Annotated in this window: 14 protein-coding genes and 1 tRNA gene; 5 read left to right on the top strand and 10 right to left on the bottom strand. The window is 55.5% G+C overall.

What is annotated here, in order from left to right:
- The first annotated feature begins 260 nt into the window (after positions 1 to 260).
- The gene (locus tag BK660_RS18360; protein WP_123434432.1) at positions 261 to 1,037 is read left to right on the top strand and encodes an alpha/beta fold hydrolase; all 777 of its coding nucleotides are present in this window, start codon (positions 261 to 263) and stop codon (positions 1,035 to 1,037) included.
- Positions 1,038 to 1,170: 133 nt separating this feature from the next.
- Complete coding sequence (locus BK660_RS18355) at positions 1,171 to 1,710, top strand: cytochrome P460 family protein (RefSeq protein ID WP_123434431.1); 540 nt, start codon at positions 1,171 to 1,173, stop codon at positions 1,708 to 1,710.
- Between the two features lie 115 nt (positions 1,711 to 1,825).
- Here BK660_RS18355 and BK660_RS18350 read toward each other — a convergent pair whose 3' ends face one another.
- A complete protein-coding gene (locus BK660_RS18350; protein ID WP_123434430.1) occupies positions 1,826 to 2,746 on the bottom strand; it encodes a LysR family transcriptional regulator in 921 nt (306 codons plus the stop codon).
- A 113-nt stretch (positions 2,747 to 2,859) separates the two neighbouring features.
- Between BK660_RS18350 and BK660_RS18345 the strand changes: the two genes are divergently transcribed.
- The gene (locus BK660_RS18345) at positions 2,860 to 3,729 is read left to right on the top strand and encodes an SDR family oxidoreductase (protein WP_123434429.1); all 870 of its coding nucleotides are present in this window, start codon (positions 2,860 to 2,862) and stop codon (positions 3,727 to 3,729) included.
- Between the two features lie 755 nt (positions 3,730 to 4,484).
- Here the strand turns inward: BK660_RS18345 and BK660_RS18340 are convergent.
- From BK660_RS18340 to thrS, 9 genes are all read right to left on the bottom strand, one after another.
- Positions 4,485 to 4,561: transfer RNA gene (locus tag BK660_RS18340), tRNA-Pro, on the bottom strand.
- A gap of 89 nt (positions 4,562 to 4,650) precedes the next feature.
- Positions 4,651 to 5,007, bottom strand: coding sequence for a MerR family transcriptional regulator (locus BK660_RS18335; RefSeq protein WP_003179985.1), 357 nt, complete (start codon positions 5,005 to 5,007; stop codon positions 4,651 to 4,653).
- On the bottom strand, positions 4,988 to 5,290 hold the full coding sequence (ihfA, locus tag BK660_RS18330; RefSeq protein ID WP_002553164.1) for an integration host factor subunit alpha: 303 nt from the start codon (positions 5,288 to 5,290) through the stop codon (positions 4,988 to 4,990). The genes BK660_RS18335 and ihfA overlap by 20 nt, the downstream gene beginning before the upstream one ends.
- A 3-nt stretch (positions 5,291 to 5,293) precedes the next feature.
- Positions 5,294 to 7,675, bottom strand: a complete 2,382-nt coding sequence (pheT, locus tag BK660_RS18325) for a phenylalanine--tRNA ligase subunit beta (RefSeq protein ID WP_123434428.1) — start codon at positions 7,673 to 7,675, stop codon at positions 5,294 to 5,296.
- Between the two features lie 26 nt (positions 7,676 to 7,701).
- On the bottom strand, positions 7,702 to 8,718 hold the full coding sequence (gene pheS / locus BK660_RS18320; protein ID WP_007905876.1) for a phenylalanine--tRNA ligase subunit alpha: 1,017 nt from the start codon (positions 8,716 to 8,718) through the stop codon (positions 7,702 to 7,704).
- A 109-nt stretch (positions 8,719 to 8,827) separates the two neighbouring features.
- Complete coding sequence (gene rplT / locus BK660_RS18315) at positions 8,828 to 9,184, bottom strand: 50S ribosomal protein L20 (protein WP_007905879.1); 357 nt, start codon at positions 9,182 to 9,184, stop codon at positions 8,828 to 8,830.
- Positions 9,185 to 9,211: 27 nt separating this feature from the next.
- Complete coding sequence (gene rpmI, locus BK660_RS18310) at positions 9,212 to 9,406, bottom strand: 50S ribosomal protein L35 (protein WP_008145659.1); 195 nt, start codon at positions 9,404 to 9,406, stop codon at positions 9,212 to 9,214.
- A gap of 60 nt (positions 9,407 to 9,466) precedes the next feature.
- The gene (gene infC / locus BK660_RS18305; RefSeq protein ID WP_172668659.1) at positions 9,467 to 10,018 is read right to left on the bottom strand and encodes a translation initiation factor IF-3; all 552 of its coding nucleotides are present in this window, start codon (positions 10,016 to 10,018) and stop codon (positions 9,467 to 9,469) included.
- Positions 10,018 to 11,940 carry a threonine--tRNA ligase gene (gene thrS, locus BK660_RS18300; RefSeq protein WP_010455934.1) on the bottom strand — a complete coding sequence of 641 codons (1,923 nt, stop codon included), beginning with the start codon at positions 11,938 to 11,940 and terminating at the stop codon, positions 10,018 to 10,020. Before thrS ends, infC begins: the two co-directional genes overlap by 1 nt.
- Positions 11,941 to 12,323: 383 nt before the next feature.
- Here thrS and BK660_RS18295 point away from each other — a divergent pair, with 383 nt between their 5' ends.
- Together BK660_RS18295 and BK660_RS18290 are read left to right on the top strand one after the other, a co-directional pair.
- Positions 12,324 to 12,623 carry a hypothetical protein gene (locus tag BK660_RS18295; protein ID WP_123434427.1) on the top strand — a complete coding sequence of 100 codons (300 nt, stop codon included), beginning with the start codon at positions 12,324 to 12,326 and terminating at the stop codon, positions 12,621 to 12,623.
- A gap of 292 nt (positions 12,624 to 12,915) precedes the next feature.
- Positions 12,916 to 13,128: a cold-shock protein gene (locus BK660_RS18290; RefSeq protein WP_003179963.1), complete on the top strand. Its 213-nt coding sequence runs from the start codon at positions 12,916 to 12,918 to the stop codon at positions 13,126 to 13,128.
- Positions 13,129 to 13,165 lie beyond the last annotated feature (37 nt).

Here is a 13,165-nt window from a genome sequence, read left to right as displayed (position 1 = left end):
GACTGGATGAAGTCGCCGCCCCTCCCCCTCAAGTTTTCTGTCTGTCTGCCCTGCCGCCACTCGCAGGCTTCGGTGAACCCCGCAACCATTCCACAAAGTGAAACAGTAGATTGTTCTTTCTGGTCGTTCTCACATGCTTGCCTCAAGCAGACCATGACCCACGCAGTTGATCGATTTGCAGCCAGTAGCAGAGGCGTGCCCCTGCACTCATTTCAAATTGACCTCACTGCGACAATTCTCTTCACATACAGGAACACTCGATGAACAAGTTATTCGCAGGTCTGACCCTCGCGGCGGCAATGGTCAGTGCGACCGCTGCGCTCGCTGCTCCGGTCAAACCGACCGTGGTGTTAGTGCACGGTGCCTTCGCCGACTCCAGCAGTTGGAATGGCGTGGTCAAGATTCTGGAAAAGGACGGCTATCCAGTGATCGCGGCCTCCAACCCACTTCGCTCGCTCAAGGGCGACGCACAGTCGGTAGCTGATGTGTTGGCGAGCATCAAGACGCCAGTTGTATTGGTCGGGCACTCTTATGGCGGGCCGGTCATCAGCGAAGCGGCCTATGGAAATGCCAACGTCAAAGCCCTGGTTTACGTCGCTGCTATTGCACCCGATGCAGGCGAGTCCACCGCAGACCTGGCAGGTCGCTTCCCAGGTAACACACTTGGCCCAACGTTGGCGCCACCGGTTGAGTTAGCCGACGGTGGTAAGGACCTCTACATCCAACAGGACAAGTTTCACGATCAGTTCGCCGCGGACGTGTCGAACGCCGACGCCAAGGTTATGGCTGCGACCCAACGCCCTGTGACCGCAGCGGCGCTGAACGAAAAATCGAGCGAACCGGCGTGGAAAACCATCCCTTCATGGTTCGTTTACGGTGACAAGGACAAGAACATCCCCGCGCAAGCCCAGGCGTTCATGGCCGAACGTGCGCATGCCAAAAAGACCGTGGCGGTCAAAGGCGCTTCCCACGTCGTGATGGTATCCAATCCGAAGGTTGTTGCCAGCCTGATTGAAACGGCTGCCACCGCCAAATGACGACTGCTTGCAACCGTCGATGTGCGGTCGCGGCATTCGTTCAATCAGCATCCGGTCGCAAGGCCGGATGCTCTTGCAGGCCGTCGTCAATGTAGTCGACACAACTGCGTAAACCATCGTTGGAGAATTTGTGATGACTTTAAAATGGCTCGTTCTAACCGCGATCACCAGTTTTCTCTGCGGGCTGGTTTTTTCGGTTGCTGCATACGCTGATTCAACCCCTGCCCCAGTCGCAGAAGGATCGCCAATTTTCGGCGTGACACTCCCGCCGGGCTACCGAAACTGGCAATTTGTCAGCATTGCTCATGAGGAAGGTGATAAACCTGACATCCGTGTAATTCTGGGAAATGATGTCGCCATGAAAGCGTTTAGGGATAGGACACTTCCATTTCCAGATGGCACTGTCATCGCTCGGCTCGCTTATAAATATGAACCCTCCGCGCAAAACAATGCTGTGTTTGGTCGGGACCAGTCTTTTATCGCGGGGGAGCCCACGAACGTCCAGATCGAAGTCAAAGACTCCAAGCGCTACGCCAGTACAGGCGGATGGGGTTATGGGCAGTTTGAAAACGGCAAACCCAATCCCAGTGAAAAGATCATAAATGGCTGCTTCGCCTGCCATACGAAACTGCCCCCTGCGACAGACCTGATCTTCACAAAGTACTCAGAATAACTGGCCAAGACTCGTTAGCAGCCTCACTAGGGACTGGCCTGCAGCCAAGGCTGCTGCAAGCAAAGCTGAATTACGTCGTGTCGCGGATATATTGCTGAGCCAATTGCCATAGGCGTCAATCGGCACGGAAACGCTGGCTGAGCGATCCTTGAAAATGCTCCAGCAGAAAATCCACGAACACCCGTGTTTTGGCCGGCAAAGCTTTTCGAGACGAGAAGTACACCGAAACGACACCGAGATCCACGTACCAATCCGGTAACAATCGAACCAGATCACCGCTTTGCAACCAGGGCCATGCGCGCTCCATTGGTACCAGCCCGACACCCAGCCCCATCAGTGCACAGCTACACAACGCTTCTGGATCGTTCATGATGGCCGTTGGTTTCAGGTTGAGGTCAAACCGCCCTTCTCCAGCATCCCGAAGTGTCCAGTTGAGCAAACGCCCTGAGCTGGTCGAACGCATGACGATGCCATCCACCCCCTGCAACTCTCCAGGAACAACAGGCATTGTCCGCCCCTCCAACCACTGCGGAGCTGCAACAGCGACAAGATGAAGTTTGGCCAACTCTCGCGCTACGATTCCCGGAGACAATTCAATTCCGCCACCGATGGCCACATCAAAACCTTCACCAATCAAATCGACGCGACGGATTTCCAAGTGCCAGTCCGGAACAACCTCGGGGTAACGCTGTTTGAAACTTTTGAGTAGTGGCAGGACATAATCGTAAGCGAAAGACGGAGACAAATTGACCCGCAATCGTCCTGCCGGGACTTCTCGGGCTTCGCCCAATTGCGCGATAGCACCCTGGATGGTTTCGAGGCCGCCCGAAACTTGTTGATAGAACAATTCTCCTGCCTCAGTGAGGGTCAGGCTTCTTGTGCTGCGCTGGAAGAGTCGGGTGCCTAAATTGGCTTCGAGCCGTGCCACATTCTTACTCACGGCAGCAGCCGAAACCCCCATACGCCTGGCGGCTTCGGAGAAGCTGCTGGCCTCCGCGGCACGAACGAACGATTCCAGATTGCCGAGAGTTTCCATGGTCATCTCCAACTTTTGGTTGAAGGTGATTCTACCGATTGGAGACTAATTTATCCCTGATGCTTTCGTCATGATTGTGCCTACCGGATCATCACGATTGGAAAGCAAAGCTCATGGCAAAAATTCTAGTTACTGGCGCGACAGGCAGATTGGGCAATGCAGTCTTGCGTTCACTGGTACAAAAAATCCCGGCATCAAATGTTGTGGCAATGGCACGTGATACTGAGAAGGCTGAGCCTTTGGCTGTATTAGGAATAGAAGTGCGCTACGGGGATTACACCGATTACGATTCGTTGGTGGCGGCATTCGAAGGAGTAGAAAAAATCTACCTGGTATCAGCCGTAGCGTTCAGTGATCGTGTTGCCCACCATAAAAACGTGATCGTTGCTGCCGGCCGGGCAGGTGTTCGCCATGTGGTTTACACCAGTATTCAACGGATCAACGATGAGCTGGCACCGATTGAAGGGGTGACGGAGAGCGATATAGCTACCGAGCGACTGCTAGAAAAGTCGGGCCTCACGTACACGATTATTCAACATCCGTTATACGCCGACGATTTGCCCTTCTTCATCGGTGCCAATGCGGCAAAAGAAGGCTTCAGCGTCCCGGCAGGTCAAGGTCGAATCGGGCCGGCCACCTACGCAGAGCTGGCAGAAGCAGGGGCCACACTGCTCACCCAGACTGGGCATGAGAACCGCACCTACTTGCTGAATGCGGGACAGACGTGGTCATTTCAGGATATCGCCGACGGGTTTTCTCGATTGACGGGCATGCCGGTTGAGTACCAGCCAATTTCCGCTGAAGTATTCATTGCCGCTCGGGAAAGTGAAGGCTGGCCAACCGCGGTCGCGAAATTCATCAGCGACTGGGGTAAGGCCATCGATAAAGGCGCTTTCGACCAGAGCAGTCGTACGCTTGAAACACTGTTGGGCCGTAAGCCGAAAGACTTGGAGGATATTCTTCGGGAAGCCTTCAATCTTTAAATATCGCGCCTTGAGTTAGCAACGTATTGTGAGTTAGCAGCGGATTTGGCACCGACTAGGACCTTGCAAGAGATTCCGAGCTGACCGCTAGAAGCCGCGGCCGACGGATCTTTCGAGGGTTCAGCGGCACTCAATCGGTGCCAACTACCTGCAAAATGGTTTGTCACCAAAACAGCAAGAAGTCGGGTGAATTTGCGGTCTGTTTGGCACTGCGGTTTGGGCCAAAAAACGTCGAATTTGGAGGTATGAGTCAGGCTCTCGGACGCGATGGTTTGATTCCAAATCGGCCCCTGGGCCTTGTGATCAAAGGGTCTTCAGAAGGCCCACAGCCCGTCAGCAATCAATTCGAATAGATGCGCCCTCCCCGCGCTCTGTTCCGTTTCCCTAGCGCACAATCGGAAGTCCGGCTTTCGCTGCTTCCGTTTGTCTTCAAAGGCACGGCCCGCGTGACGTACAGCCGGTTTCGCTGATTTTGGATGGTGACCTTTAAGAACGAAGAATCGGAACTGAGCTTCCAGGGTTTAGCGCCGCGGAGCGGGTGAGGAAAAACGCCCGAATCGCCCGGAAACAGGGCGTTTGGCAAGGCTATCTGACATGCGAAAAAGCTGAGAAAGGAAGAGAAATATCAGACAGGATTGGTGCCAATGGCAGCGCGAAAAAGGGCCAAAAGCGGCGCGAACTCACATTATCCCGCAAATCTCACGCACATGAAAAAGGCCAGTGCTGTGAACACTGGCCCAAATCATTGAAGAATATGGTCGGGACGGAGTGATTCGAACACTCGACCCCTAGCACCCCATGCTAGTGCGCTACCGGACTGCGCTACGCCCCGACTAGGCGTGAAACTCATCCCTCTTCTCGAAGGACGCTCAAGAATATATCGCAAGCTTTTGAAAACTGGAAGTATTCAAACGCAGGAAATTATTTCTTGAGAACCACCAACACATCTTCCAGCTCGGCAATCATCTGCCGAATCATTTGTTTGTATTGAGTGGTGTCGTCTTTGGCTTCATCGCCGGACAAGCGCAGGCGCGCGCCGCCGATGGTGAACCCTTGATCGTAAAGAAGCGCGCGGATCTGCCGGATCATCAGCACGTCCTGTCGCTGATAATACCGGCGGTTCCCGCGGCGTTTGACGGGGTTGAGTTGAGGAAACTCCTGCTCCCAATAACGCAGCACGTGCGGTTTTACCGCACACAGCTCGCTGACTTCACCGATGGTGAAGTAGCGTTTGCCTGGGATGACGGGGAGCTCGTCGTTATGACTTGGTTCCAGCATAAGCCTCAACTCGGGCCTTCAACTTCTGCCCTGGACGAAAGGTGACCACACGGCGAGCCGTGATCGGGATTTCTTCCCCCGTTTTCGGATTGCGGCCAGGCCGCTGGCGTTTGTCCCGAAGGTCGAAATTGCCGAAACCGGACAATTTGACTTGTTCGTTGTCTTCAAGAGCGTGCCTGATTTCTTCAAAAAACAGTTCGACCAATTCCTTGGCCTCCCGTTTATTCAGGCCCAGCTCTTCATACAGACGTTCCGCCATCTCAGCTTTCGTCAGAGCCCCCATACGTCACTTCCTTAACGTGGCGTTCAACCTTTGTTCGAGCGAGGTGAGGATATTTTGCGTCGTGGTATTCACCTCATCGTCATTAAGAGTGCGCGATGGATGCTGCCAGGTCAAGCCGACTGCGAGGCTTTTTCTATCAGGATCAATGCCTTTACCCTGATACACGTCAAATAGCCTGAGGTCCGTCAGCCATTCCCCTGCATTTTCACGGATTACGTCCAGTACGGCGTTGGCTGCGACGTCTTTTTCGGCGATCAGTGCAAGGTCACGACGCACTTCAGGAAAGCGCGATAACTCCTGGAATTTAGGCATTTTGCCCAACGCCACTTCTGCCAGAACCAGCTCGAACACGAAGACCGGACGGTCGAGACCGAGGGTTTTCGACAATTCGGGGTGGATGGCGCCGACAAAACCTACCAGACGGCCTTCACGTTCGATGCGCGCGGTTTGACCCGGGTGCAGCGCCGGGTGTTTGCCCGGCACGAAAGTGAACGAGCCCAGCGCACCGGCAAAGCCCAATACCGCTTCCACGTCAGCCTTGACGTCGAAGAAGTCCACGACGTCGCGACCCTGTGCCCAGCCTTCCGGCAGACGGCTACCGCACACCACACCGGCCAGCATTGGCTCTTGCTTCAGGCCTTCGAGTTGACCGACGAAGCGCAGGCCGCTTTCGAACAGACGGACGCGATCCTGTTGACGGTTCAGGTTGTGCTGAAGCGACTTGACCAGACCTGGCCACAAGGACGAGCGCATAGCCGCCATGTCGTTCGAAATCGGGTTGGCCAACAGCAGCGGTTCCACACCCGGATTAAACAGTTCGAATTGTTTCGGATCGATGAAGCTGTAGGTGATCGCTTCCTGGTAACCACGAGCGACCAGCAGGCGACGCAGCTCAGGCAGCTCGCTGCGCGCTTCGGCCTTGGCTTGTGGCGCCAGGCGAGCTTGCGGGTAGCGAACCGGCAGACGGTTGTAACCGTACAGACGGGCCAGCTCTTCGATCAGATCGACTTCCAGGCTGATGTCGAAGCGATGGCTTGGCACTTCAACGCGCCACTGCCCTGCTCCATCGGCTGAAACGCTCAGGCCCAAAGCATTGAGCAGACGCTCGACTTCGGCCGAATCCATTTCCATGCCCAGCATTTGGGTGATGCGCTGTGCGCGCAACGTCACAGGAGCAATGTTCGGCAGGTGCTGTTCGCTGACGGTTTCGATGATCGGACCGGCTTCACCGCCAGTGATCTCCAGCAGCAGGCCAGTGGCGCGCTCCATGGCTTCACGGGCCAGTTGCCAGTCCACGCCACGCTCGTAGCGGTGCGAGGCATCGGTGTGAAGGCCATAGGAACGGGCTTTGCCAGCGACGGCGATCTGATCGAAGAACGCGCTTTCAAGGAAAATATCGCGAGTGGTCGCGGTGTTCACACCGCTGTGCTCGCCACCCATGACGCCGGCGATAGCCAGAGCGCGGGTGTGGTCGGCAATCACCAGGGTATCGCTACGCAGGGTGACTTCCTGGCCGTCGAGCAGCACCAGCTTCTCGCCTTCTTCGGCCATGCGCACGCGGATGCCGCCATTGATTTCGGCGAGATCGAAGGCGTGCAGCGGTTGACCCAGCTCCAGCATCACGTAGTTGGTGATGTCGACAGCCGCGTCGATGCTGCGCACTTCGGAACGACGCAGACGCTCAACCATCCACAGCGGCGTAGGCTTGGACAGGTCGACGTTACGGATCACACGACCCAGGTAACGCGGGCAAGCGGCTGGCGCCAGCACTTCAACCGAACGCACTTCGTCGTGCACGGCTGCAACGGTGGCAACGACCGGCCGGGTGACGGTGGCGTCGTACAGCGCGCCGACTTCACGGGCCAGACCGGCGAGGGACAGGCAGTCGCCGCGGTTCGGGGTCAGGTCGACCTCGATGCTGGCGTCGTCCAGGCTCAGGTACTCACGAATGTCCTGACCGACCGGCGCATCGACCGGCAATTCCATCAGACCATCGTTGCCTTCGCCCACTTGCAGCTCGGCCTGCGAGCACAGCATGCCGTTGGACTCAACGCCACGCAGCTTGGCTTTCTTGATTTTGAAGTCGCCCGGCAGCTCGGCACCGATCATGGCGAACGGGATCTTCAGGCCCGGGCGCACGTTTGGCGCGCCGCAGACGACCTGGAAGGTCTCAGAGCCATTGCTGACCTGGCACACACGCAGCTTGTCAGCGTCCGGATGCTGCTCGGTGCTCAGCACCTCGCCCACCACCACACCGGTGAATTCGCCGGCGGCCAGCGTAACGCTATCGACCTCAAGACCGGCCATCGACAGACGAGCAACCAGCTCGTCACGACTTACCTGCGGGCTTACCCAGCCACGCAGCCATTGTTCACTGAATTTCATCCTGCTCTCCTAAGAATTCGTTACGACTAGCGAAATTGCGCGAGGAACCGCAAGTCGTTGTCGAAGAACAGACGCAAGTCGTTCACGCCGTAACGCAGCATGGCCAGACGTTCAACGCCCATGCCGAAGGCAAAGCCCGAAAACTCTTCCGGGTCGATCCCGGACATGCGCAACACGTTCGGGTGAACCATGCCGCAGCCCATCACTTCCAGCCAGCCCGTCTGCTTGCAGACGCGGCAGCCTTTACCGCTGCACATCACGCATTCCATGTCGACTTCGGCGGATGGCTCGGTGAACGGGAAGTACGAAGGACGGAAACGCACGGCCAGTTCTTTTTCGAAGAACACACGCAGGAATTCTTCGATGGTCCCTTTCAGGTCGGCGAAGTTGATATCGCGATCAACCAACAGGCCTTCGACCTGGTGGAACATCGGCGAGTGGGTAATATCGGAGTCGCTACGGTACACACGACCTGGGCAGACGATGCGGATCGGCGGCTGTTTCGATTCCATGGTGCGGACCTGTACCGGCGAGGTATGGGTGCGCAGCAACATGTTGGCATTGAAATAGAAGGTGTCATGCATCGACCGGGCCGGGTGATGGCCTGGGATGTTGAGCGCTTCAAAGTTGTGATAGTCGTCTTCGACCTCAGGGCCTTCGGCAATGCCGTAGCCGATGTGAGTGAAGAACTGTTCGATACGTTCCAGAGTCCGGGTAACCGGATGCAGACCACCGGAGGTCTGGCCGCGGCCAGGCAGGGTCACGTCAATGGACTCGGCAGACAGTTTGGCGGCCAGGTCGGCCTCTTCAAACAGTGCCTTGCGGGCATTGAGAACCTCTGTGACACGCTCCTTGGCAACATTGATCAGGGCGCCGACTTGCGGACGCTCTTCTGCCGGCAAATTCCCCAGGGTCTTCATCACCTGAGTCAATTCACCCTTTTTGCCAAGGTAGTGAACCCGGATTTGCTCCAGGGCATTGATATCTTCAGCGCTTTGCACAGCCTCTAGTGCTTGAGAGACGAGCGCGTCCAGGTTTTCCATGTACAGACTCCAGATACAAAATAGGGGAAGAGCTTGAAGGCTCTTCCCCTATTTATGACGTTTAACACCTGGCCCCACAGAGGTGAGGCCGGGTGACTGTCGGGGGTACTTAAGCCAAGGTGGCTTTAGCTTTCTCGACAATCGCAGCAAACGCCGCTTTTTCGTTCACTGCCAGATCAGCCAGAACCTTACGGTCGATCTCGATGGACGCTTTTTTCAGGCCGGCGATGAAACGGCTGTAGGACAGACCGTTGATACGTGCACCAGCGTTGATACGAGCGATCCACAGAGCGCGGAACTGACGTTTTTTCTGACGACGGTCACGGTAGGCGTATTGGCCTGCCTTGATTACCGCTTGCTTGGCAACACGGAATACGCGCGAGCGAGCGCCGTAGTAGCCTTTAGCAAGTTTCAGAATTTTTTTGTGACGTTTACGGGCAATGACGCCACGCTTTACACGAGCCATGAGTTACTTCCTCTATTCTTGACTAAATTAACGAAGGCGCAGCATGCGCTCGACTTTTGCCACGTCACACGGTGCCAGCAAGCTGCTACCGCGCAGTTGACGCTTACGCTTGGTCGACATTTTAGTCAGGATGTGGCTCTTGAAAGCGTGCTTGTGCTTGATACCGTTAGCAGTTTTCAGAAACCGCTTAGCAGCACCACTTTTAGTTTTCATTTTTGGCATGTTCGGATACTCCGCATTCAGTTGATAAACATAATCAGAAGGCCTGCCGTGCCCTGATGATTACTTCTTCTTTTTCGGGGCGATGACCATGATCAGCTGGCGTCCTTCCATCTTAGGATGCTGTTCGACCGAACCGTACTCGAGCAAGTCACCTTCAACTCGCTTGAGGAGTTCCATCCCCAGCTCCTGGTGGGCCATCTCACGGCCGCGGAATCGCAAGGATACCTTGGCCCTGTCCCCATCACTCAGGAAACGTACCAGGTTGCGCAGTTTTACCTGGTAATCCCCTTCCTCCGTCCCTGGACGAAACTTGATTTCTTTAACCTGGATCTGCTTCTGGTTTTTCTTGGCCGCAGCAACCTGCTTCTTCTTCTCGAAGATCGACTTGCCGTAGTCCATCAGCTTGCAAACAGGGGGTACTGCATCGGCGGAAATTTCCACCAAATCGAGCTTGGCTTCTTCAGCCTTAAGAAGCGCGTCTTCAATTGACACAATCCCAAGCTGCTCGCCTTCAGCCCCAATTAACCGAACCTCGCGTGCCGAGATATTCTCGTTGATCGGGGCTTTCGGTGCAGCTCGTTTATCTTGTCTCATTTCACGCTTAATAATAATTACTCCGAATCTGGGCGACCACGCCGGGAAACCGCTTGCGCGAGAAACTCAGCGAACTGGGCGACGGGCATCGAGCCCAGGTCAGCACCTTCACGAGTACGCACAGCGACAGTCTGCATCTCGACTTCCCGATCTCCGATAACCAAGAGATAGGGAACCTTGAGCAAAGTATGCTCGCGGATTTTAAAGCCGATCTTTTCATTTCTCAAGTCAGACTTGGCACGAAATCCGCTTTCGTTGAGGGTTTTTTCAACTTCAGCAGCAAAATCGGCTTGTTTATCAGTGATATTCATAATCACTGCCTGGGTCGGAGCCAGCCACGCAGGGAATGCACCCTCGTAGTGCTCGATCAGGATTCCGACGAAACGTTCGAAGGAGCCCAGGATCGCCCGGTGCAACATTACCGGGTGCTTGCGACTGTTGTCTTCGGAGACGTATTCGGCTCCCAGACGGACAGGCAGGTTAAAATCGAGCTGAAGGGTACCACACTGCCAGACACGACCGAGGCAATCTTTCAGCGAGAACTCGATCTTCGGACCGTAGAACGCACCTTCGCCCGGCTGTAGATCGTACGGCAGGCCCGCGCTATCAAGGGCTGCAGCCAATGCCGCTTCGGCGCGATCCCACAATTCGTCAGAACCAACGCGTTTTTCCGGACGAGTGGACAGCTTCATCTCGACGTCTTTGAAGCCGAAATCGGCATAAACGTCCATGGTCAGCTTGATAAACGCAGCCGATTCAGCCTGCATCTGCTCTTCAGTGCAGAAGATGTGGGCGTCATCCTGAGTGAACGCACGCACACGCATGATGCCGTGCAACGCTCCCGATGGCTCGTTACGGTGGCAAGCACCGAATTCGGCCAGCCGCATCGGCAACTCGCGGTAGCTTTTCAGGCCCTGATTGAACACTTGCACGTGGCAAGGGCAGTTCATTGGCTTAATGGCGTAGTCGCGGTTTTCCGACTGGGTGGTGAACATGTTGTCGGCGTAGTTGGCCCAGTGCCCGGATTTCTCCCACAGACTGCGGTCAACGACTTGAGGAGTCTTGATCTCCAGGTAGCCGTTGTCGCGCTGAACCTTGCGCATGTACTGCTCGAGGACCTGGTACAGAGTCCAGCCGTTCGGGTGCCAGAACACCATGCCCGGCGACTCTTCCTGGGTGTGGAACAGGCCCAGGCGCTTGCCGATCTTGCGGTGATCGCGCTTTTCAGCTTCTTCAATGCGCTGGATGTAAGCCGCCAGCTGCTTCTTGTCTGCCCAAGCGGTGCCGTAAACGCGCTGCAATTGCTCGTTCTTGGCATCGCCACGCCAGTAGGCGCCGGACAACTTGGTCAGCTTGAAGGATTTCAGGAAACGTGTGTTCGGCACGTGCGGGCCGCGGCACATGTCGACGTATTCTTCGTGATAGTACAGGCCCATGGCCTGTTCGTTCGGCATGTCCTCGACCAGGCGCAGCTTGTAGTCTTCGCCACGGGCCTTGAACACTTCGATCACTTCGGCGCGCGGAGTGACTTTCTTGATCACGTCGTAATCTTTTTCGATCAGCTGTTGCATGCGCTGTTCGATGGCGGCCAGGTCGTCCGGAGTAAAAGGACGCTCGAAGGCGATGTCGTAATAGAAGCCTTCGTCAATGACCGGCCCGATCACCATTTTGGCGGTCGGGTACAACTGCTTGACCGCATGGCCAACCAGGTGGGCGCAAGAGTGGCGAATGATCTCCAGCCCCTCTTCATCCTTTGGCGTAATGATTTGCAGCGTGGAATCGCTGTCGATGATGTCGCTGGCGTCGACCAGCTTGCCATTGACCTTGCCGGCCACGGTGGCTTTGGCCAGGCCAGCACCAATGGATGCAGCGACCTCGGCTACGGAAACCGGGTGATCGAATGAACGTTGACTGCCGTCGGGAAGAGTAATAGTTGGCATGGCGCCTCCTCTCCTAGTGGTGACCCCTACCAAAGGTCACGTGGGTTGGGATGAGCCAGTACAAGATCCGATCCAGGCCATTCAATGACGAACGCCTGCCTTACAGCGGCAGGAGCCTTGCGGCCAACCGGAAAACCGAACCAGAGTGACTGGGATTCAAATCAGGGTTATTCGGGCAATTACCGCCACCGGGACTGAAGGTCTCCGGAGCTTGCAAACGCCCGAGCGAGGCATGCTAGCACAGATGAACGGTCGTCGACGCCTGCGTAGCCAGACAATGAAGATTTCCACACTTTTACCGCGCAGAGTGAACTTGAGATGTACGGGCCACCTCAAATAGGCTGAGAATCGCTACAGATTATCGACCCCAAGGAGTTCCTGACATGCGTCTTACCCGTCTTTTTGCCTTCGCCGCCCCGCTTGCCTTGATGCTGCCACTGAGCGCACATGCCGCATGGCCAGCCGGTGTGAAAGCCCAGTACATGAGCGATTGCACCAAAGCTGCCAGCCAAAAGTTGAATATGGCTGAAGCGCAGAAGCACTGTGCATGCGGTGCCGAAGTTCTCGATAAAAAATTCACCTCCCAGGAGATCACTCAGTTGATGGACAAAAACAATCCACCTGGCGCCGAATTGAGTCAGCGTGCACTGAAAGAAATCTCGGCGTGCCGAGTCCAGAAATAAGGGTTCACAGGTCGGCTTTTGAAGGATTGGCAGGTCAAAATCAGCCAAAAAAGGGCCGATTTACATAATTTACGCAGGTTTTATGGCTTTTTTTACTGCCCTGTTTTTTAGCGCAAAGCCGCTTAAACCGGGGCTTTCAGCCATTCGACGCGACGAAAAGCATGCTATATGAGGGCAAACAGCACGTCCGGGGGGCTCCCAAAGCGAACATTTCGACTATGATACTCCGGTGTGCCCAGTTGGCCTGAGCAGCACAGCACTACTGAAAATATATGTTTCTTGGAGATACACCATGTCTAATCGCCAAACCGGCACCGTTAAATGGTTCAACGATGAAAAAGGCTTCGGCTTCATCACTCCTCAAGGTGGCGGTGACGACCTGTTCGTACACTTCAAAGCTATCGAAAGCGACGGTTTCAAAAGCCTGAAAGAAGGCCAAACCGTTTCCTTCGTGGCTGAGAAAGGCCAAAAGGGTATGCAAGCTGCACAAGTTCGCCCAGAGTAAGTTTCTGGCGCACTAAAAAAACCCCGTCCATGTGACG

The sequence above is a fragment of the Pseudomonas brassicacearum genome, assembly GCF_003732265.1.
Lineage (GTDB): Bacteria > Pseudomonadota > Gammaproteobacteria > Pseudomonadales > Pseudomonadaceae > Aquipseudomonas > Aquipseudomonas brassicacearum_D.
This window is presented reverse-complemented; position numbering and strand designations above follow the sequence as displayed.